This window comes from Mycobacterium tilburgii (genome assembly GCF_902168065.1).
GTDB classification, from domain to species: Bacteria; Actinomycetota; Actinomycetes; order Mycobacteriales; family Mycobacteriaceae; genus Mycobacterium; species Mycobacterium tilburgii.
In genome coordinates, this window is sequence record NZ_LR655702.1 from 1 (window position 1) to 20,051 (window position 20,051).

General features: G+C 68.8%; 16 protein-coding genes and 4 pseudogenes. 3 read left to right on the plus strand and 17 right to left on the minus strand.

Translation table 11 applies throughout. From position 1 onward, the window contains the following. Positions 1-85 precede the first annotated feature (85 nt). From FQ389_RS07660 to FQ389_RS07670, 3 genes and pseudogenes are all read right to left on the minus strand, one after another. The gene (locus FQ389_RS07660; RefSeq protein ID WP_144206599.1) at positions 86-568 is read right to left on the minus strand and encodes a peroxynitrite isomerase; all 483 of its coding nucleotides are present in this window, start codon (positions 566-568) and stop codon (positions 86-88) included. A gap of 3 nt (positions 569-571) precedes the next feature. Then, positions 572-1,036 carry a transcriptional regulator NrdR gene (nrdR, locus tag FQ389_RS07665; RefSeq protein ID WP_144206601.1) on the minus strand — a complete coding sequence of 155 codons (465 nt, stop codon included), beginning with the start codon at positions 1,034-1,036 and terminating at the stop codon, positions 572-574. Between the two features lie 162 nt (positions 1,037-1,198). Beyond that, a pseudogene (locus FQ389_RS07670) lies at positions 1,199-1,692 on the minus strand (LysM peptidoglycan-binding domain-containing protein). Between the two features lie 295 nt (positions 1,693-1,987). Between FQ389_RS07670 and lexA the strand changes: the two are divergent. Beyond that, the gene (lexA, locus tag FQ389_RS07675) at positions 1,988-2,689 is read left to right on the plus strand and encodes a transcriptional repressor LexA (RefSeq protein WP_144206604.1); all 702 of its coding nucleotides are present in this window, start codon (positions 1,988-1,990) and stop codon (positions 2,687-2,689) included. A 2-nt stretch (positions 2,690-2,691) separates the two neighbouring features. Here lexA and FQ389_RS07680 read toward each other — a convergent pair whose 3' ends face one another. From FQ389_RS07680 to FQ389_RS07715, 8 genes and pseudogenes are all read right to left on the minus strand, one after another. Further along, positions 2,692-4,968, minus strand: coding sequence for an LGFP repeat-containing protein (locus FQ389_RS07680; protein ID WP_407662804.1), 2,277 nt, complete (start codon positions 4,966-4,968; stop codon positions 2,692-2,694). A gap of 431 nt (positions 4,969-5,399) precedes the next feature. Further along, positions 5,400-5,997: pseudogene (locus tag FQ389_RS07685) on the minus strand (acyl-CoA dehydrogenase family protein); the annotation flags it as partial. Between the two features lie 14 nt (positions 5,998-6,011). Beyond that, complete coding sequence (hflX, locus tag FQ389_RS07690) at positions 6,012-7,442, minus strand: GTPase HflX (RefSeq protein ID WP_144206608.1); 1,431 nt, start codon at positions 7,440-7,442, stop codon at positions 6,012-6,014. A 47-nt stretch (positions 7,443-7,489) separates the two neighbouring features. Continuing rightward, entirely contained in the window at positions 7,490-8,356 is an 867-nt protein-coding gene (gene dapF / locus FQ389_RS07695) for a diaminopimelate epimerase (RefSeq protein WP_144206610.1), read from the minus strand. A gap of 15 nt (positions 8,357-8,371) precedes the next feature. Then, positions 8,372-9,313, minus strand: coding sequence for a tRNA (adenosine(37)-N6)-dimethylallyltransferase MiaA (miaA, locus tag FQ389_RS07700; RefSeq protein ID WP_144206668.1), 942 nt, complete (start codon positions 9,311-9,313; stop codon positions 8,372-8,374). A gap of 7 nt (positions 9,314-9,320) precedes the next feature. Further along, a complete protein-coding gene (locus FQ389_RS07705; protein WP_144206612.1) occupies positions 9,321-10,019 on the minus strand; it encodes a class III extradiol ring-cleavage dioxygenase family protein in 699 nt (232 codons plus the stop codon). 4 nt (positions 10,020-10,023) lie between these two features. Then, a complete protein-coding gene (locus tag FQ389_RS07710) occupies positions 10,024-11,037 on the minus strand; it encodes a DMT family transporter (RefSeq protein ID WP_144206614.1) in 1,014 nt (337 codons plus the stop codon). Positions 11,038-11,432: 395 nt separating this feature from the next. After that, positions 11,433-12,341 (minus strand): annotated as a pseudogene (locus tag FQ389_RS07715) (DMT family transporter). A gap of 226 nt (positions 12,342-12,567) precedes the next feature. Here FQ389_RS07715 and FQ389_RS07720 point away from each other — a divergent pair. Beyond that, positions 12,568-13,905: a DUF349 domain-containing protein gene (locus FQ389_RS07720; RefSeq protein ID WP_144206616.1), complete on the plus strand. Its 1,338-nt coding sequence runs from the start codon at positions 12,568-12,570 to the stop codon at positions 13,903-13,905. Here the strand turns inward: FQ389_RS07720 and FQ389_RS07725 are convergent. The 4 genes from FQ389_RS07725 to recA are packed head-to-tail and all read right to left on the minus strand — an operon-like array spanning position 13,902 to position 17,630. Next, positions 13,902-14,516: an Rv2732c family membrane protein gene (locus FQ389_RS07725; protein ID WP_144206618.1), complete on the minus strand. Its 615-nt coding sequence runs from the start codon at positions 14,514-14,516 to the stop codon at positions 13,902-13,904. The genes FQ389_RS07720 and FQ389_RS07725 overlap by 4 nt on opposite strands. Continuing rightward, positions 14,513-16,039 carry a tRNA (N6-isopentenyl adenosine(37)-C2)-methylthiotransferase MiaB gene (gene miaB / locus FQ389_RS07730; protein ID WP_144206620.1) on the minus strand — a complete coding sequence of 509 codons (1,527 nt, stop codon included), beginning with the start codon at positions 16,037-16,039 and terminating at the stop codon, positions 14,513-14,515. Before miaB ends, FQ389_RS07725 begins: the two co-directional genes overlap by 4 nt. A 54-nt stretch (positions 16,040-16,093) precedes the next feature. Next, complete coding sequence (gene recX, locus FQ389_RS07735) at positions 16,094-16,624, minus strand: recombination regulator RecX (RefSeq protein ID WP_144206622.1); 531 nt, start codon at positions 16,622-16,624, stop codon at positions 16,094-16,096. Next, positions 16,590-17,630 carry a recombinase RecA gene (gene recA, locus FQ389_RS07740; RefSeq protein ID WP_144206624.1) on the minus strand — a complete coding sequence of 347 codons (1,041 nt, stop codon included), beginning with the start codon at positions 17,628-17,630 and terminating at the stop codon, positions 16,590-16,592. The genes recX and recA overlap by 35 nt, the downstream gene beginning before the upstream one ends. Before the next feature lie 367 nt (positions 17,631-17,997). Here recA and FQ389_RS07745 point away from each other — a divergent pair. Then, positions 17,998-18,628: pseudogene (locus FQ389_RS07745) on the plus strand ((2Fe-2S)-binding protein); the annotation flags it as partial. 35 nt (positions 18,629-18,663) lie between these two features. On the opposite strand, the gene FQ389_RS07750 reads toward FQ389_RS07745, so the two are convergent. Together FQ389_RS07750 and FQ389_RS07755 are read right to left on the minus strand one after the other, a co-directional pair. Next, a complete protein-coding gene (locus tag FQ389_RS07750; RefSeq protein WP_407662805.1) occupies positions 18,664-18,858 on the minus strand; it encodes a DUF3046 domain-containing protein in 195 nt (64 codons plus the stop codon). Between the two features lie 23 nt (positions 18,859-18,881). Next, the gene (locus FQ389_RS07755; protein WP_144206628.1) at positions 18,882-20,048 is read right to left on the minus strand and encodes a glycosyltransferase; all 1,167 of its coding nucleotides are present in this window, start codon (positions 20,046-20,048) and stop codon (positions 18,882-18,884) included. Positions 20,049-20,051 lie beyond the last annotated feature (3 nt).

Here is a 20,051-nt window from a genome sequence, read left to right on the forward strand (position 1 = left end):
ATACTGGAAACGGCGTGGAGCTCCGAGGGGTGGGTGTCGGGGGGGCGGGTCGTCACCGACGGCGTGACCCCCTGTAGGAAGCCACTCAGCGCTGCCGCTGCAGCACCGCCGCCAGATGATGCTGCAGGGGCTGACCGACCGCACCCATCCGCACCGAGTACGACAGTCCGTCGCCGTCGATGCGGAAGGAACGCCCAAGCGCGGAAACCTCTTTGGCGGTCGGGGTCAGCCCCATCGACGTGGTGGCCAGCTCGATGTCGATGACCCCACCGGTGACCCGGTAGGAACTGATCTCGATCTCGGTGACGCCGCTGGGGTGGACCAGCACCAGCTCGAGGTGACCGGGTTCGGGCACCCGGAGGTAACCGGCCTCGGCGTGCAGCGGCACGCCGTCGGCGACCGCTTTCGTCTTTTGTGCGTAGGCCAGAAACGGCTTGCCCACGTGGGAGAACACCACCTCTTCGAGGTATTCGAACGGCCGGATCGTCGGGTATTCGCCCACTCCGCGGCCGGCCCAGGTACCCAGCAACGGCGCGAGCGCCTCGAGGTCCGGATGCAGGTCGGGCATGCGTCAGCCCCACGTCGATACCTTACGGTGCTGGCGCAGCGAGGCGATCTCCCGTTCGAAATCCTCGGCCGAAGAAAACGACCGGTAGACCGACGCGAACCGCAGGTAGGCCACCTCGTCCAGGTCGCGCAGCGGCCCCAGAATCGCCAGCCCGACCTCGTGGCTGGGAACCTCGGGTGAGCCCGCGGCGCGTACCGCGTCCTCCACCTGCTGGGCCAGCAGGTTCAGCGCGTCCTCGTCCACCTGGCGGCCCTGACAGGCGCGGCGGACCCCCCGGACGACCTTTTCGCGGCTGAACGGCTCGGTCACGCCGCTGCGCTTGACCACGGCCAGGACGGCGGTTTCCACCGTGGTGAACCGGCGACCGCACTCCGGGCAGGACCGGCGGCGCCGAATAGCTTGGCCTTCATCGGTTTCGCGCGAATCGATCACTCGCGAGTCGGGATGGCGGCAGAACGGACAGTGCACGGCCGCCGCTCCTTCGTTGTGCCGACATCTCGGAGAACGCTCCGAGCGTACCCGTGCACTCCCGCGCCCGGCCAACGCAGCCGCGGGATGCAGACGCGCACCGTCCCGAGAGCCGAACAACCCTGGCGTACAGCAGCTTTCGCCAAGTGTCACGAGCCGCCGTCAGCCGACGGGCGCGACCAGCGTGGCCCGCGGCCAGCGCCGGGGAGTTGAGGTTGTTCAGTTCCCGGATGCGGTCGGCGACCTGGCGGGCGGAGGCGGCCGCCACCACCCGGTGCGCGACGTCCTGCAGCGACTCGCCGGGCTCGACCTGCACCACCGACAGCCGGTCCGGCACCGCAGCGGCGGTGCCGGCGGGTTCCCGATTGGCGATCTGCCCGAGGTTCGCCATCAGGCCCAGCCAGAGCGTGATGATCCCCGCCATCAGCGCCAGGGCCAGTGTCGTCTTGACGGTGACCGGCCGCCGCCGATGCGGCGCCGCCGACATCGCGACCCCGTGCCGCGGTAGCGGATCGGCGTGCCGGCTGGCCGCGACGGCGCGGACCGGCAGGACCGCAGCGTGCGTTCCTGGTCGTAGCAGGGTCGTGCGCCCAGGTGGCGTCGACGGGGCGCCGAACGCCGCTGGTGCGCGGTGTGACTGTGTGCATGAGCGTCATGTGCGTCCTCCGGTGGACTAAGTCCTCGCTCGTGTGTTCGACACTATCGCTTGTGCGTTCGAAATACGAACATTTGAGCGAAGCGTGTCGTACGAGTAAAAACGCTAGAGCATGCCACCGACAAGTTCGGCTGGCCGCTACGTCTGACATGAGCCTCAAATACCCGATCCGGTTCAAGAGTTACACCATTGTTATTCGCGACGTGGCGCGCATTGTTCCCGGCGGCCCGGGGACACCCCGACACGCCAGTCGAACACATGTTTGATTCTCGACCGGGGGCGGCTACATTTGTCCCATGAGCGACAGTAACGACCTCGCCGCCGTCGGCGCCGCCGACCGGTTGCATCCCGTGGATTCGTCGCTTACCCAGCGGCAGCGCACCATCCTGAACGTCATCCGGGAATCGGTGACCAGCCGCGGATATCCGCCGAGCATTAGGGAGATCGGCGATGCCGTCGGCCTGACCTCGACCTCATCGGTGACGCATCAGCTGCGCACCCTCGAAGGCAAGGGCTACCTGCGTCGCGACCCGAACCGCCCGCGCGCAGTCGATGTGCGCGGCGCCGACGACGGCGCGGCGGCCGCGCCGGTCACCGAGGTCGCCGGCTCCGACGCGCTGCCGGAGCCCACGTTCGTCCCCATGCTCGGACGCATCGCGGCCGGTGGACCGATCCTGGCCCAAGAGACGGTCGAAAACGTGTTCCCCCTCCCCCGCGAGTTGGTCGGCGAGGGCACGCTGTTTCTGCTCAAGGTGGTCGGCGACTCGATGATCGAGGCCGCGATCTGCGACGGCGACTGGGTGGTGGTGCGGCAGCAGAATGTCGCCGACAACGGTGACATCGTCGCCGCTATGCTCGATGGTGAAGCCACCGTCAAGACGTTCAAGCGGGCCAACGGTCAGGTGTGGCTATTGCCGCACAATCCCGCCCTCGATCCCATTCCTGGCAACGACGCGACCGTGCTCGGCAAGGTCGTCACCGTCATCCGCAAGGTGTAGGCTCACTGGGCTTTCGTGAAGCCGTTGACCAGCGCGGCCTCCTCGCTGGACAGCCAAATCTCGGCGGGAGTGTCGCGGTAGAGGTCGCTGTCGGGCGTGTAGTACAGGCCGAAGCGGGTGCTGGCCTTAATCGGGTAACCGTCGGGAATTTGGTACGGATCGTCGAGCGGCATGTGGATGGTGGGCCGCCCGGCCGGCCCCAGGGCGTGTGCGAGGTCGTCGTCATCGTCGGCGGCCGCGTGCCGCCCGCTTCTGGGCGCCGCGGTACCCGTCGGCGGGGCTTCAGCGGCCCCAGCGGCGCCGCCGGTTCCGTCGACAGCCGGAGACGTGTGCGGCACCGCGACGTCGGGATACTCGGGTTCGGGCTCCTCCTCGCCGACAGGATAGCTCGGTTCCGGATAGGCGTCCTCGTCGGCGACCTCCGGATAGCCGGTCTCGACAATGACATCCAGGGCATCCGGGTCGGCCACGTCGAGATACTCGGTGCCCGTGTCGTCCGGATAGGCCTCCGCCGGCACCTCCGGTACCTCATCACCGACCTCGTCATAACCGTCGTCGTCGAGAGCCTGCGCGGACACCTTGAGAAAGGAGTCGGTGTCCACCGTGTCGGAGTCCCGTTCGTCAGCCTCCGACCGTGTCCACTCATCCTCGCGCTCGGCCGGCGCACGATCGTCGTAGTCGGCCGTGAGCACACCGTTCTCGTCCAGTTCGGCCGTTTCGGGTGAGTGCGGCCACCGCACCCGTGGCGCACCGTCACCGCCGGGGCCGCCCGTCGTGTGCGGGTCGGCGTACGGCAGGTGCTCGGTCGTGGCGTCGGTGTACTCGGGACCGTATTCGTAGTCGGACGCCCAGCGCGGCTCGCCCGAGTCGTCGTAACCACCGACGTCGGCGTCACCATCCACACCGTAGGGAGCGCTCTTGCGCTCGGCGCGGTTGCGGCGCCACCGCAGTGCGACGAACGCCACCAACAGCACCAAGACCAGCAGCGGAACCAGCGCCAGCAGATACCACCAGTTGAACGTGTACCAGTTCTTGGCGTGCGGTGCCGCCGCCGAGCTGCTCGGCTGGTTCTGGCCGGACACCTGCAGACCCGACAGCAGCGGAGCCAGGTTGGCCGGGTCGGTGGAGAACGTGTTCTTCGCGCGGTTCCAGGAGATCTTGCCGCCGGTGAACTTCTGTGAGATCACGTCGCCGTCGACGGTCTGGTCGGCGACCGGCGCGCCCAGCTTTCCGACCGGGCCGCGCAGCTTGTCCCACGCGGCCTTCATCGCGCCGCGCACGACGAACGCGCCGTGGTCCGACGTCCAGAAGATCACCGGCTTGTCGGCCGCGGAGAACGCGACGATGCGGCTGTTAGTCCCGAGGCCACCGTCGGATTCGTTGGCGATCGGGAAACCGAGGTCGCTGTTGACCGGGCCGCCGACCGCCTCGTACTTCGCCAGGATGTTGCTCTCGACGGCGTTCGCACCGGTCGCCGGGGTGAAGAACACCTTGCCGCTAGCGAAGTTCTGTGCGATCCCATCACCGCCGATCGGGTATTGCCCGCCCTGCTTGGCGCCCAGCGGACCGTTGACGCCGCCGGCCGCACGCCAGGCCATGTTGATGGCAGCGGTGGGATCGATCGCCACCTGCAGGCCCTTCAACTGGTCGGCCAATCCCGCTGGCTCAGTGGTGAATTCCTTGGTTTTACGGTTCCACGAGATCTGCCCGGCGGCGAACTTTTGCGAGGACACTTCGCCGTCATAGGTTTCGTCGCCGACCGGCGGGCCCAGCACACCGCCGGAGCTGCCGAGCTTGTCCCACGCGGCGTTCAGGGCGCCGCGCACGACGAACGCGCCGTGATCCGGCGTCCAGAAGATCACCGGCTTGTCGCTGGCCGAGAACGTCATCACGCGGCTGTCCGGCCCGGCCAGTCCGGGCACTTCATTGATGGTCGGGAAACCCAGATCGCTGCCGGCCGGACCGCCCAGTATGTCGTATTTCTCTAGGATCGGCCCGTAAACGAACCTTGCGCCCGTCGCCGTGGTGAAAAACATCTTGCCGCCGTCGAAATCGCAGGCGAAGCCGTCGGCGACGGGATAGACATCGCCTTTACGGGCGCCAAGAGGTGAGGTGTAGCCACCGGCCTTGTCCCACGCGGCCATGATGGCGGCTTCGGCGTCGCCGATCGGAGACGCCGCGGCGGTAGGTGCGAGCAGCACGACGGCCAACGCTGTGGTCGCCACGCTGATCAGCACCCGCCCGGCGAGCCTGCGCAATTGACCTCTTCCTCCGTTCACCAAGCCTCCCAGCCGGCGGATATGCCGCTACGCATGGCCGTGCCTGGCGCGCAGGCATAGCCCGAACGCGGGTCACGAACCACACCAGGATTCGTATTATCGCCGGGCTCGCACAACTTTGCTCTAGCGAACAAGAAATACGAAGGCAATTCGCGAATATTACGCAAACGGATACCGCTTCGATGTCGAAATGATGCGGGCGGACGACCGTGTCGCGACCGGCCGTCCATGCGCTGACCGCGCGCAAACCCAGCAGTTCGCCGACTCTGGACTCGCGCGCAGAAGCAATTCATGGGCACCGATTATTTTGCCGTACACCCACGCCAACAGCGGGTAAGCCGACGACTTATGCACATTTCGTGTCACCACCCTTGGGTCTCGGGTCTTGCATGACAGCAAAATTGGTTTACCGCCAAGAAGCCGATCCGCGGCTATGCGCCGAGACCGCGTCCGATGATTTCTTTCATGATTTCGGTGGTGCCGCCGTAGATGGTCTGGACCCGGGCGTCGAGATAGGAACGCGCGACCGGGTATTCGCGCATGTAGCCGTAACCTCCATGCAGCTGCAAGCACCGGTCGATCAGGTGCACCTGCTTTTCGGTGGAATACCACTTGGCCATCGCCGCCTGCTCGGCCGTCAGCTTCTTGTCCAGATGCAGGCGGAGGAACTCGTCGACCATGATCCGCACCACGGTGGCCTCGGTCGCCAGCTCGGCCAGCACGAAACGGCTGTTCTGGAAGCTGCCGATCGGCTTGCCAAAGGCCTTGCGCTCCTTGGTGTATTGCAGGGTCTGAGTCAGCACCTGCTCCATCGCCGCGGCCGCCATGACGGCAATCGAGATGCGCTCCTGGGGCAGGTTCTGCATCAGTGTAGATGAAGCCCTTGCCCTTCTCGCCAAGCAGGTTCTCGACCGGAACGTGCACGTCGGTGAAGGACAGCTCGGCCGTGTCCTGTGCATCCAGACCGATCTCGTCCAGATGCCGTCCGCGCTCGAAGCCTTCCATGCCGCGTTCGACGACGAGCAGCGTGGCCCGCGGCCAGGCTAGTCCGCGGCGTATTGCTGCAGGCTCGCGGCCAGTGCGACCGGCACCCGGGCCTTGATCCGCGTCCCCTCCGGATTGTGTTCGGCCTGCTGCACGCGACCGTCAGCGTGCACGCGGGAGACCAGGTCGCCGCGGTCATAGGGAATGACGACGTCGACAGCGGTGTCGGCGGGGGCGGCGAGTTCGGCCATCCGCCGGCGCAACGCGTCGATGCCCTCCCCGGTGCTCGCAGACACGAAGACCGCGCCGGGCAACCCGTGCCGAAGCTGGGCCAGGGTCAGACCGCTGGCCGCGTCGACCTTGTTCACCACCAACAGCTCGGGCGGCGGATCGCCCTTATGGTCGGTGATGACTTCGGAAATCACCTGGCGCACCGCGCTAATCTGGGCCGCCGGGTTGACGTCGGAGCCGTCCACGACGTGCACCAGCAGGTCGGCGTCGACGACCTCCTCCAGCGTCGACCGGAACGCCTCGACCAGCTGGGTGGGCAGATGCCGCACGAATCCCACCGTGTCGGTGAGCACGAACGGCCGGCCGTCCTCAAACTCGGCGCGCCGCGTGGTGGGCTCCAACGTGGCGAACAGCGCGTCCTGCACCAGCACCCCGGCCCCGGTAAGCGCGTTGATCACGCTGGACTTGCCGGCGTTGGTGTAGCCGACGATCGCGATGGACGGCATGTCGCTGTGCAGCCGCCGACTGCGCTGGGTGTCGCGGGCCTGCTTCATGTCCTTGATCTCGCGGCGCAGCTTGGACATCCGCTCGCGGATGCGGCGCCGGTCGGTCTCGATCTTCGTCTCGCCGGGACCGCGCAGACCCACGCCGCCGCTGCCGCCGGCGCGACCCCCGGCCTGCCGGGACATCGACTCACCCCACCCGCGCAGCCGCGGCAGCATGTACTCCATCTGCGCCAGGGACACCTGCGCCTTGCCCTCACGGCTGGTGGCGTGCTGGGCGAAGATGTCCAGAATCAGCGCGGTGCGGTCGATGACCTTCACCTTAACGGCCTTTTCCAGCGCGGTCAGCTGCGCCGGGGACAGCTCGCCGTCGCAGATGACGGTGTCGGCGCCGGTAGCCACGACCACCTCGCGCAGCTCCTGCGCCTTGCCCGAGCCGATGTAGGTCGACGGGTCGGGCTTGTCACGGCGCTGGATCAGGCCTTCCAACACCTGGGAGCCGGCGGTTTCAGCCAGCGCGGCGAGCTCGGCCAGGCTGGCCTGGTTGTCGGCCGCGCTGCCCTCGGTCCACACGCCGACCAACACGACGCGCTCCAGACGCAGCTGGCGATATTCGACCTCGGAGACATCGGCGAGTTCGGTCGAAAGCCCGGCGACGCGGCGCAGTGCCGACCGGTCTTCGAGAGCGAGTTCACCGAGACTGGGTTCCGGTTGGTCAACCTGCGGACGGTGCTCCGGTATTGCTGGATGTGTCATAGGCAATTAGCACATAGTGCACGCCAGATCCGTGGCGTGCATCCAAATTATTGGGCGTCCCACCACTGCTCGCTCACTTCGCCATGCGCCACCAACACTGAGGGCCCGCGCAGATAGCTGGTCGCGCCGGTGATGGTGACCACCACGTCACCGCCGGGGACGCGGACGGTCAACGTCCCGGTGTCGGCCCCGGCGTCGGCGAGTGCGGCCACCGCCGCTGCGACCGTTCCCGTTCCGCAGGACCGGGTTTCACCCACGCCGCGTTCGTGGACCCGCATCTGCACCACGCCTTCCACGGCCGCGGTCAGCACCTCGACATTGACGCCGTCCGGGAACTGCGCACGATCGAAGTGCACCGGCGCGGCGACGTCCAGAGCGGCCAGCCTGTCGCCGTCAAGCTGCGGATCGACGCACGCCAGGTGGGGGTTGCCGACGTCGATCGCCAGTCCGCGCAACCGCCTGCCCCCCACCACCGCCTCGCCGCTGCCCAGCCGGTTCGCCTTGCCCATGTCGACGGTGACATCGGCGTTGGTGGCGTCCGCGTGGTGCAGAGTCACCGTCCGCGGTCCCGCCATCGAGCCGACGACGAACTCGTCGCGGGATTCCATGCCGCTGGCGCGCAGGTAGTGTGCGAACACTCGAACCCCGTTGCCGCACATCTGCGCGAACGAACCGTCGGCATTGCGGTAGTCCATGTACCAGTCGCCCGCGGCGACACCGTCGGGCAGCCGGTCGAGCACGCCGACCGCCACGGCGGCGGACGCGGTGGTGACCCGCAGCACCCCGTCGGCGCCCAGCCCCCGGAGGCGGTCGCACAGCGCGGCCACCCGCTGCGGCGTGAGCGGCAACGCGGCGTCGACGTCGGGCAGCAGCACGAAGTCGTTCTGAGTGCCGTGCCCTTTACCGAAGATCATGGTTGGATCACCTGTTCAGGGTACGTGCCGCCACGCCCGCAAAGTGTCCGCGACGACCCGGGCGCGGTCGGATTCGGTCTCCGCGCCGACGTCGATCCAGTGCACCCGGTGATCGCGGCGAAACCACGATCGCTGCCGGCGCACGTAGCGCCGGGTGCCGATGTGGGTCAGCTCCCGCGCGTTTCCCAACGCGTCGGGGTCCGTCGCGTCGAACGCGGCCAGCACCTGCGCGTAGCCGAGTGCGCGCGAGGCGGTGACCCCGTTGCGCAGACCCTCGGCCGTCAACGCGCGCACCTCGTCGACCAGACCGCGGGCGAACATGGTGTCGGTACGTTGCACCAGTCTATCATCGAGAATCGTTGTGTCGCAGTCTAATCCGATGATCACAGTGCCCCAGCGCGGCGTGCCGATATGTGGCGCTGACGCGGCGAACGGCTGACCGGTCAGCTCGACCACTTCCAGGGCCCGGACGGTGCGGCGGCCGTCGGTGGGCAGGATGGCCGCGGCCGCGGCCGGGTCGCGGCGGGCCAGCTCGGCGTGCAGCGCGCCCACTCCGACCTCGGCGAGCCGATGCTCCCAGCGCGCCCGCACCGCGGAATCGGTTGCTGCGAACGACCAGTCGTCGAGCAACGATTGCACATAGAGCATCGACCCGCCCACGATGATCGGCACCGCGCCGCGGGCCGCGATCTGCTCGATGTCCGTCACGGCGGCCCGCTGATAACGCGCGACGGTCGCGGTCTGGGTGACGTGCAGGACGTCGAGCTGGTGGTGCGGGATGCCGCGACGCTCGTCGACGGGAAGCTTCGCGGTGCCGATGTCCATGCCGCGGTAGAGCTGCATGGCATCGGCGTTGACGATTTCGGCGCCGCCCTGGCCGCCGAGTCGCTCGGCGACGTCGAGGGCCAGCTGCGACTTGCCGGTTCCGGTGGGGCCGACGATCGCCAGTGGTCGCACGGCCACCTCAGAGCTGCCAGGCCCCCGCGAAGTACCCCACGCCGTAGGGCGCTCCGCGATAGAGCTCCTTGGCCGACCGCGGGCCGGGCTCGGCCAGCCCGGCCAGCACCGTAAACGCGACGCGGCCGAGGATTCCGGCCGGCTGCCGGGTCAGCGCGGCCGTATCCCCGTTGGCCAGCGCGTCGTCCAGGGCGCGCTGCACGGCGACGCTGCCGGCGTCATAGCCACCGGGCGCGCTCGGCGTCAGGGTGTTCGCACCGTCCGCGGCGACCAGCACGCCGACCGGGCCGGGCAGTTGGTCGATCTCGGTGCGCAGCCGGTGTCCGAGCTGCACCGCGGTCCGGGAGTCGTGATCGGTGCGGTGGATGCGGACCTCGGCGCTGGCTTCCGGCCGGGCCTGGCCGCGCAGCCAGCCCACGATCAGCGCGCACAGCGGGAGGTCCACAAGCGGCTCTGTCGGCTCGATCGGCTCAGCGGGTGCCAGCCGGACCCGGACGTCGGCCCCGTACCCGGCGAAGGTACCGACGCCGTCGGGTCCCACCACGCCGTCCGCACTGCCCGTCCCGATGACGATCCACCGCGGCGGCAGCAGGGCCGCGGCGGTCAGCGCCGCAGTGGTCAGGTCGGCGATTTCGGCGGCCGCCGCGCCGGAGAGCTCGGGGACCAACACCGGAGGGCAGGGGACGATCGCAATGGTGCTCAACACGCCATCAAACTAACCGACGGCCGATCCGCGGCGAGCCGACCCACGGGGCCTGCTCGGCCGGCGGCACCCTCAACGACAGCGGGCAGCGGCACTCCGCCTCGGCGAGCCGCAACTCCGTGGATTTCCGCAGCGCCTTTTTGGCCAGCTTCTCCGCGGCCTTGCTGGACATGGTAACGGCCTCGCCGCGGGCCAGCGCGACGGTCGCGACCACGACCACCACCACGCCGGCGGCCAGCACCAGCTTGGCCGGGCCGTTGCAGTCCAGGTACTCACCGAGCACGGCCACGCCGAGGATCGAGCCGACCACCGGCTTGGCGACGACGGAGGTCGGCAGCGACGCGATCAGCGAGCCGGCCCGGAACGAGGACTGCTGGAAGATCATCCCGGCCAGCGCGGCGGCGATCCACGCGTAGAACTCGGGCGCCGTCAGCAACGCGCCGACGCCGTCCCGGACGACCTCGACGACCGCCTTGGTGAGCACCGCGAACAGCGCCAGCGACGAGCCCGCGACGATGGCCAACAGCACCGCGGACAGCGGGCCGGACCAGATCCGGGCGCCCACCACGCAGAACACCATGGCCGGGCCCATGACCAGAGTCACCACCAACCACGTCTCCCAGGAGCCGCGCGAGGCGCCGGCATCCGGGTCGCCGACGGTGACCACCACCGCCAGTGCGGCGGCCAGCAGCAGCGCCCAGGTCCACTCCCAGCGGCTGACCGGCCGCCGCGTCATACGCGCATAGATCGGCAGCGCGAACAGCAACGCGGTCACCTGAAGTGCGGTGACCAGCATCACCGAACCCAGCGTCAAAGCGGCGGCCTGCAGCGCGTAGTTCGCGATGGCGCCTCCCGCACCCAGCCACCATTTGGCGTGACGTACCGACATCTTGAACAGCTCCAGATGGCCCACCTGTTTGTCGGTGATCTCCTGCGCGGAGCGCTGACGCACGACATTGCCCAGCGCCGACGCAAACGCGGCAAGCAGGGCAAGGAGAACCGCGACATCCGTCTTGTTCATCTGCGATCCCTCCCCGGCACAACACATCGGCCATGACCTTCGCCGGGCAATTGTCACCCGTCTTGGCGGCCTCCCGCGGTGGTGCGCAGCGACGACCCCGCACTACTGTCTGAAACGGCCCTGCGCAATACGTAGTTCACGAACCATGTACAATCTATGTTGCGGCTATGGCCGGTTGGTGCGACATCCGAGAGGACCGTCGAACCGCGTTCGATGGTGTCACAGAAGACTCCCCCTGAGCGCTTCCTGGCACCGACCCCGTCGTCGTCGATTATGCCCCTGCCGGTCCCCCTCCAGGCACCTCCAGCCGCACCATCCGTCTCGGTAACGGTACCGTCGGACGCGGCGACGCAATACGGCCTCAGCAACGGTGGAACCGAACTGTGACCCACTCGCTAGGCGGGTTGGGCGACAGTGTCGCCGGGTGCCACGACGCGCTGGCCGGTCGCGATGGCGTCGACGCGGGCGAGCTCGGCGGTCGCCACCGGCCACCACTAGCGCCGCCAAGATCAACGCGAACATCCCGCCTCGGCCGGTGTTCAGCGTCTCGCCGAGGACGACGACACCCAGCAAAGCCGCCACGACCGGCTGGGATACCTGTAGCGTAGGCATGGACGCCGTCAAAGCGCCGGCCCGGAACGCCGACTGCTCCCACAGGAATCCCCGAGCGCGACCGCCAGCTACGCGTACAGCTCAGTGCTGGCCAACAGCGCCCAGCCGCCGTCGGTCAGCCGATGCACGACGCCCTTGGTGAGCACCGCCAAGACCCCCACAGCGAACTCGAGACGAAGGCGTACAGCACCGCGGCCGCCGTGCCACCCATGATGCGGGCGGCCACGACCGAAGCCGCCAGCAGCGGCCCCAACACCGCCGCCACCAGTGCCCACATTGTCGCCGACGCGTACGCGTGACCGGCCTGCAGTTTGCCGACCGTGACGATCACGGTCACCGCGGCGGTGAGCACGACGGCCCAGATCCACTCCCGGCCGCTCACCGAACGCTGGGCCAACCGTGCGCCGATCGGCAGCGCGAACAGCAGCGAAAGAACCAGCAACCGCCTGCACCAGCAGCACCGAACCATGGTTCAGCGCGGCGGCCTGCAACACGATGCTGACGACCAGGATCAAAACGCCGACCCGCCAGCGCCGGTCGCGTGCCAACCTCACGACGAGCTGCGGGCCACTGAGCGTGGGCTGGGTGAGCCGGTGCGTCGCGCGTTGCTGAAGAGCGTCGCCGACCGCGACGCGAGCAGAGCGGCAACGTCCACGTTGTGCATAGGGGTTGTCTCCGAAGTCGGGGCCGATGTGGGGTCAACCGGCCGGGTCTTCCTACCGTTTCGCGGGTTGCTACCCGAGCGGCGATCATAAGGTTGCGGCGCTCGGACCGCCAAGCTGCTTGAATACTGATGGAATCGGTGACGGAGCAGCTCTCGACGAACAGACCCGCAGCAGCGTTCCTGGCCGTATTGGTGCCGCTTCGCGCGGCAGGTGCGCGAGACAACGACCGCGCGAAGGGTTAGGTGACGAGCGCATGACCGACGAGCCCCGCGCCAGCGATGCTCCCAAGCCCACGCCCCGGCCCGGTCCGCGTCCGGGTCCTCGTCCCGGCCCGGGGCCCACGCCGCGACCCGGCATGCACGCCGTGGTGCTCCCCCCGACCAGCGATCCGCACCGGTTCGGCCGCGTCGACGACGACGGCACCGTCTGGCTGATCACCTCAGCCGGCGAACGCGTCGTCGGCTCCTGGCAGGCCGGTGACGCCGAGGTGGCGTTTGCCCATTTCGGCCGTAGGTTCGACGACCTGAACACCGAGGTCACGCTGATGGAGGAGCGCCTGGCCTCCGGCAGTGGTGATGCCCGCAAGATCAAGGCCAACGCTGCGGCGCTGGCCGAAACGTTGCCGACCGCCTCGGTGCTGGGCGACATCGACGCCCTCGCCGCCCGGCTGGCCACCCTGGTGGAGCGTGCCGAGGCTACGGTCGCGACCGAGCGCACCCGGCGCGAGGAGCATCGCGCCGCGCAGACCGCCCGCAAGGAGGCGCTGGCCGCCGAGGCCGAGGATCTGGCGGCCAACTCGACGCAGTGGAAGGTCGCCGGCGACCGGCTGCGCGAAATCCTCGACGAGTGGAAGACGATCACCGAACTGGACCGCAAGGTCGACGACGCGCTGTGGAAACGCTACTCGGCCGCCCGGGAAGCGTTCAACCGGCGGCGTGGATCCCATTTCGCCGAGCTGGATCGCGAGCGCGCCGAGGTCTGGCAGGCCAAGGAACGGCTCTGCGAGCGCGCCGAGGAGATGGCGGACTCGACGGACTGGGCCGGCACTAGTGCCGAATTCCGCAAGCTGCTGACCGAGTGGAAGGTGGCGGGGCGGGCTAGCCGCGAGGTCGACGACGCGCTGTGGCGGCGCTTCAAGGCGGCCCAGGACGCGTTCTTCAGCGCCCGTAACGCCGCGACCGCGGAGAAGGACGCCGAGTTGCAAGCCAACGCCGCCGCCAAGGAGGCGCTGCTGGCCGAGGCCGAAAAGATCGACACCAGCAATCACAAGGCCGCCCGGGCCGTGCTGCGGGCGATCGCCGACAAGTGGGACGCGATCGGCAAGGTGCCCCGGGAGCGGTCCACCGAGCTGGAGCGACGGCTGCGCGCGATCGAGAAAAGGGTGCGCGACGCCGGCGATGCGAACTGGTCGGATCCCGAGGCGCAGGCCCGGGCCGAACAGTTCGCCGCCCGCGCCGAGCACTACGAGCAGCAGGCCCGCAAGGCGGCCGCGGCCGGCCGCACCAAGGAGGCGCAGGAGGCTCAGGCCAACGCCGAACAATGGCGGCAGTGGGCGCAGGCGGCCGCAGAGGCCTTGACCCGCGAGTTCTAGCGGGTGTTCGGTTGATCCGGCGCCTGCGCCGGGTTCCCCGGAGCTCCCGGGTCGCCGAGGGTGTCCAGCAGGGTACTGAACTGCTGCTCGGTGATGATCCGGCGGCGCTCCTGCTCGGCCGCGAATTGCACGACGGTGCGCGACCACACCACGCGGGCCCAGTGGAACGTCAGCAGGATGACGGCGATCCACGCCACGAACAACCCCACCCCGGGTCCGGGGTGACCGGTGGCGACGGTCTGGCGCGACCACACCGCCAGCAGTCCGACCCCGCTGGCCAGCGACGAGCCGGCGAGCGCGATCCAGGCCAGCGCCCAGCGTCGGGTCAGCAACGCCAGCATCGAGAAGCCGACACCGAAAACCAGTGTGAGCCAGCAAAACACCTTCGACGGCAGCGACAGCGCGGCCGCCCCGGCGCCGTGGCTGCCGAACAGCACGTCCCAGCCTCGCACCGAGCCGGTGTGCGGCAGGATGAAGGACCCCAGCAGTATGAACACCAGGATAGCGACGACCAATGCCCTTGGGCCCGGGGCGATTTCGCGGGCGACGCGGCGTTCCGCGGCCTCGATCTCGGCGCGGAGTGCGTCAAAGTCGGTGTGATGGTTTGTCATCGGGAACACCCCATGGGTTCTACTGGTGCGGCGGCTGGCCCGACACCGGGCATGCCCAGGCCGATACTGCGCGGGCGCTGCCCGGCGGCGTGTGCGTCACCGGCCTTGGTCCGGCGGTGGCTTGAGATGCCTGCGTCGGCGATCAGGTGGTGCGGCGCGGAGTCGGTGATCGTCGTGGTGATGACGTCGCCGGGCCGCACCGACGGGTCGGCGGCGAAGTGCACCAGCCGGCCGTCGCGCGCCCGGCCCGTCATGCGTGCGGTGAGCGTGTCTTTGCGTCCTTCCCCGGTGGTGACCAGCAATTCGACGGTCCGCCCTACCAGTTCGCGGTTGCCCTCCAGCGAGATCTGCTCCTGCAGCTCGATCAGTCGCTCGTACCGTTCCTGCACAACGGCTTTGGGTATCCTACCGTCGAGTTCAGCGGCGGGCGTGCCGGGCCGTTTCGAGTACTGGAAGGTGAATGCCGCGACGAACCGCGCCTGGCGCACCACGTCGAGGGTGGCCGCGAAGTCCTCTTCCGTCTCGCCGGGGAATCCGACGATCAGGTCGGTGGTGATGGCCGCGTGCGGCATCGCCGCGCGAACCCGGTCGATGATGCCGAGGTAGCGCTCGGCGCGGTAGGACCGCCGCATCGCGCGCAGCATCCGGTCGGAACCCGACTGCAGCGGCATGTGCAGGGCCGGGCACACATTCGGTGTCTGCGCCATCGCCTCGATGACGTCGTCGGTGAATTCGGCCGGGTGCGGTGAGGTGAACCGGACGCGTTCCAGCCCGTCGACGCGGCCGCAGGCCCTCAGCAATTCGGCGAAGGCGCCGCGGTTGCGGGGCAGCGCGGGGTCGGCGAACGAGACGCCGTAGGCGTTGACGTTGTGGCCCAGCAGCGTGACTTCCAGCACCCCGTCGTCCACCAGCGAGCTCACCTCCGCGATGATGTCCGCCGGGCTGCGGTCGACCTCCTTGCCCCGCAACGACGGGACGATGCAGAACGTGCAACTGTTGTTGCAGCCGACCGAGATGGAAACCCAAGCGGCGTAAGCGGATTCGCGGGCTCTAGGCAGTGACGACGGGAATTCCTGCAACGCCTCGACTATTTCCACCTGCGCGGACCGGTTGTGCCTGGCGCGGGCCAGCAGCGTGGGCAGCGACCCGATGTTGTGCGTGCCGAAGACGACGTCAACCCAGGGCGCCTTGCGCAGCAGCGCGTCTCGGTCCTTTTGCGCCAGACAGCCGCCGACCACGATTTGCATGTCGGGGTTGCTGCGCTTGCGCGGCGCCAAGTGGCTGAGGTTCCCGTACAGCTTGTTGTCGGCGTTTTCGCGCACCGCGCACGTGTTGAAGACCACCACGTCGGCGTCGGCTCCGTCGGCGGCGCGCCGGTAGCCCGCGGCCTCGAGCAAGCCCGCCAACCGCTCGGAGTCGTGCACGTTCATCTGGCAGCCGTAAGTGCGAACCTGATAGGTACGCACCGATCCCGTCGCGGGCCCGGCCAGGCTCGCAGCGTCGGGCGCCACTGTGGAAGTCACTGGGCCATGGTACGGCGACCCGGTCCCGGCGGATTAACCCGCAGCTAGACCCCGTCAGACCCGGCGGCGTTCCCGTTCGGCGGCGAGCTCGGCAAGGACGACCTCGCCGGCCAGGTTCTGGTCGTAGCCTCGTCGCGCCAGCAGGCCCACCAGTCGGCGAATGATCCGCGCCTCGTCTTTGCTGTCGCCGCTCAGCGTCTCGCGGCGCAGCTTGGCCCGAACCAGTTCTTCGGCCCGCTCCCCCTCGGCGGTACCGTCGATGCCGGCCAGCGCCGCGGCGATGACCTCCTGGCCGACGCCTTTGGTGTGCAGTTCGGCAGCCAACGCGCGCTTGCTTTTTCCCGCCCTGGAATACCGCGACCGCACCCACTGCTCGGCGAAGTCGCTGTCATCCACCAACCCGACGGCGGCCAACCGGTCGAGCACGCGCGCGCTGACGTCACCGGGGTATCCGCGCTTGGCGAGCTGGCCGGACAACTCGGCCCGGGTACGCGACCTCGCGGTGAGCAGGCGTAGGCACAGCGCCCGCGCCTGCTCATCGCAGGCAGGCTCAGAAGTCGACAGGGGCTGGCAGGACGTCATCATCGGTCACCACCGCGCCAATGCCGAGCTTCTCCTTGATCTTCTTCTCGATCTCGTTGGCGATGTCGGCGTTCTCCATCAGGAAGTTACGGACATTCTCCTTGCCCTGGCCGAGTTGCTCGCCCTCGTAGGTGAACCAGGAACCGGACTTGCGGATGAAGCCCTGGTCCACACCCATGTCGATCAGCGAGCCTTCACGGCTGATGCCCCGGCCGTAGAGGATGTCGAACTCGGCCTGCTTGAACGGCGGCGACACCTTGTTCTTGACGACCTTGACCCGGGTGCGGTTACCGACCGCGTTAGTGCCGTCCTTGAGCGTCTCGATCCGGCGCACGTCCATGCGCACCGACGCGTAGAACTTCAAAGCCTTTCCACCGGTGGTGGTTTCCGGGCTGCCGAACATCACCCCGATCTTCTCGCGAAGCTGGTTGATGAAGATCGCCGTGGTTCCTGAATTGTTCAGCGCGCCAGTCATTTTACGCAGCGCCTGGCTCATCAGCCGGGCCTGCAGGCCGACGTGGCTGTCACCCATCTCGCCCTCGAGCTCGGCCCGGGGCACCAGTGCGGCCACCGAGTCGATGACCAGAATGTCCAGCGCGCCGGAACGAATCAGCATGTCGGCGATCTCGAGGGCCTGCTCGCCGGTGTCCGGCTGGCTGACCAGCAGCGAATCGGTGTCGACGCCGAGCTTCTTGGCGTAGTCCGGGTCCAGAGCGTGCTCGGCGTCGATGAACGACGCGACACCGCCGGCCGCCTGTGCGTTGGCCACCGCATGCAGGGCGACGGTCGTCTTACCCGAGGACTCCGGGCCGTAGATCTCCACGACCCGACCGCGCGGCAGGCCGCCGATGCCCAGGGCCACGTCCAGTGCAATGGATCCGGTCGGAATGACCGAGATCGGCTGTCGCATCTCGTCGCCGAGACGCATCACCGAGCCTTTGCCGTAGCTCTTTTCGATCTGGGCCATCGCCAGTTCGAGAGCCTTCTCGCGGTCGGGGGCTTGCGTCATGGTGCCTCTCTATACGTCATGGTGCCTCTCTATAGCAGTGTGTTCGATGACCGGTTTCGGTCGGTTGGCCGTGACACTAGGCGCGGGGTCCGACAATTCCGCTTCAGCGCTCCTCACAGTAGCCGAACACCTGTTCGATTCAAGTTCAACACGCCGCGATTCAAGTTCAACACGCCGCGCCGTCTGGCAACACCGGCTACCGAAAAGGCGCCGCGGGCCCGCGTCAGCATTCGTGAGCATTGAGGAAACCGGTGCGGTACCGCCACTGTGATCGGGCACATCGTGACCCGAGAGTCAGACACTCACCGTCGCCGCCTCCTCACCAGACACCGGGGCGGATCTCCCCGGGGAGAGCGGTCGCACACGCATGGACATCTCGGGCGATCTTGCCCAAATATCTTCCTACAAAGGGTTTTTCGCGTTACAAGTGGGCGGCGCCGGGACCGGCTGGCGTCCGGTCCGCCGGGACTACGCCGATGGCTTCGCCGCTCTGATCGACGCCACCGCCCGCGGCTACCGCACCAGCGTCTGCACATCGGCGCCTCGCTGGTGCATCTGGGCCACACCAGCCGGCTGTGGTCACCGGTGCTCGCCTGCGCCGTAGTCCACCACGTCATCCCGGACCTGCAAAACCTCGAACGCGCTGCCGACGGGGCACAGCTGCGACTGCCCGAACCCATCGGAGAGCCCGTCTCGGGCATCCCGGGGGCCGCGGTGCAGGTGTTGTACCGCACCGTGGTGCAGCACCACATGCAGCCGTTCGCGGCCGGGCTGGGGGTCAAGCTGGCCCCGGCCCTGCTGGCCGGCAACGCCGCGTCGGGGCCGCGCGAGCGCTGCTCTCGGCACAGCCCGACCTGCGCGGCCCGATCCTGCAGGTCAAGGCCACGCTGCTGGACACCGGCGTGCTGTCGGGAACCGGCGCGCATCTGGGCTTCCGGCGCGGCAGCTGCTGCCTGTTCTATCGGTTGCCGGGGCGGTCGATCTACGCCGACTGCGTGTTCCGGGGCGCCCGCCCGCCGCTGAGCTGGCGGTCTCACCACTGGTCACGGGGCACGTCGAAGTCGACGCACAGCGCCCGCCAGACATCGCGTGGGTCGATGCCGTCCTCGATCGCCTGCGCGGCGGTCCGGCCGCCAAAGCCCGCCAGCACGTGATCCACCAGCACCGATGCGCCGTATGCGGCGCCGAACCGCAGCACCACCCGCTCGTTGAACTCCGTCAGACGCACATCAGCCAACATACTGGGCCGGGTCAGCCCGCCAGGGCCAGCGCTTGATGGCAGACGCGCACAGGGTCGGCCACGCGATGGATGCCGGCCGCAGCGGCGCGTGCCGCCTCCCAGTACCGCGACGAGCACAGCACGTCCAGCACGGCGGCCACCAGCGCGTCGGCGTTCAGCGGCCGAACCAGCCGCGCGCTGCCCTGCCGCGACCCCCGGTTGGCGATCTCCCATTGATCCCCGCCGCCGGGCACCACCACCAGCGGCACGCCGGCCAGCAGCGTCTTGGCGACCATGCCGTGGCCGCCGCCACAGATCACCACGTCGGCGTGCGCCAGCAAGTCGTCCTGGCGCCCCAGCCCCACCGCCGCCCAGGCGGGCACAGTCAGCTCCGCCCCACCCAGGCGCGACACCAGCAGCCGCGACCCGGCGGGCAACGCCTGCCCCGGCGTCAAGCACGCCAGCGCGACTTCGGCGAGACCTTCGGTCCCGATCAACGCCGTCGACGGCGCGACGACCACGACCGGACCCGGGCCGTTGGGGACCTCGAGGATGTTGTCAGTCGGCTCGAAGTGCAGCGGCCCCACCACGACGGCCTCCTGCGGCCAGTCCGGGCGAGGAACCTCCAGCGCCGGCAGGGTGGCGATCAGGCGGCGCAACGGCCCGGCATCGCGGGCCGGCAGGCCGATCTCCGCACGCGCCAGCTCCCGCTGCCGCAGCCCGGCCCGCCACGACCGCGCCGTCAGTGCGCGCATCGTGGCATCGCGGAGCCGGCCGCGGATACCGGTACCCGGTGCGAGCCCGCTGCCGATCGGTGGCAGCCCTTTCGACGGCAGATACAGCGGATGGGGGTTGAGCTCGATCCACGGGATGCCCAGCAACTCGGCCGCCATCCCGCCACCCGCGGTGATCGCGTCGGAAACCACCAGGTCGGGTTGCAGCTCCCGCAGGGCCGGCAGGTTGAGCACGGCCATCCGCGCCGCCCGCCGGTGCATGCGGGCGCCGGCGTCCAGGTCTTCGTCGGTGGCCACCAGGCCGTCGAGCGAGAGTGCCGCAATACCGGCCTCGCGAGCAGCGGATATCCACTCCTCGCCGGTGAACAGGGTGGGCTCATCCCCCGCGTCGCGGAACCGCAGGCACAGTGCGATCGCGGGAAACGAGTGCCCGGGATCCGGGCCGGCGACGACGGCGACTCGCACAGC

What these genes read in the sequence shown, in the direction of transcription:
- dapF (WP_144206610.1), bottom strand. Translation starts at nt 8,356, where the DNA reads ATGATCTTCGGTAAAGGGCACGGCACTCAGAACGACTTCGTGCTGCTG.
- FQ389_RS07660 (WP_144206599.1), bottom strand. Translation starts at nt 568, where the DNA reads ATGCCCGACCTGCATCCGGACCTCGAGGCGCTCGCGCCGTTGCTGGGT.
- hflX (WP_144206608.1), bottom strand. Translation starts at nt 7,442, where the DNA reads ATGACACATCCAGCAATACCGGAGCACCGTCCGCAGGTTGACCAACCG.
- FQ389_RS07720 (WP_144206616.1), top strand. Translation starts at nt 12,568, where the DNA reads ATGACCGACGAGCCCCGCGCCAGCGATGCTCCCAAGCCCACGCCCCGG.
- recA (WP_144206624.1), bottom strand. Translation starts at nt 17,630, where the DNA reads ATGACGCAAGCCCCCGACCGCGAGAAGGCTCTCGAACTGGCGATGGCC.
- FQ389_RS07725 (WP_144206618.1), bottom strand. Translation starts at nt 14,516, where the DNA reads ATGACAAACCATCACACCGACTTTGACGCACTCCGCGCCGAGATCGAG.
- lexA (WP_144206604.1), top strand. Translation starts at nt 1,988, where the DNA reads ATGAGCGACAGTAACGACCTCGCCGCCGTCGGCGCCGCCGACCGGTTG.
- FQ389_RS07710 (WP_144206614.1), bottom strand. Translation starts at nt 11,037, where the DNA reads ATGAACAAGACGGATGTCGCGGTTCTCCTTGCCCTGCTTGCCGCGTTT.
- recX (WP_144206622.1), bottom strand. Translation starts at nt 16,624, where the DNA reads ATGATGACGTCCTGCCAGCCCCTGTCGACTTCTGAGCCTGCCTGCGAT.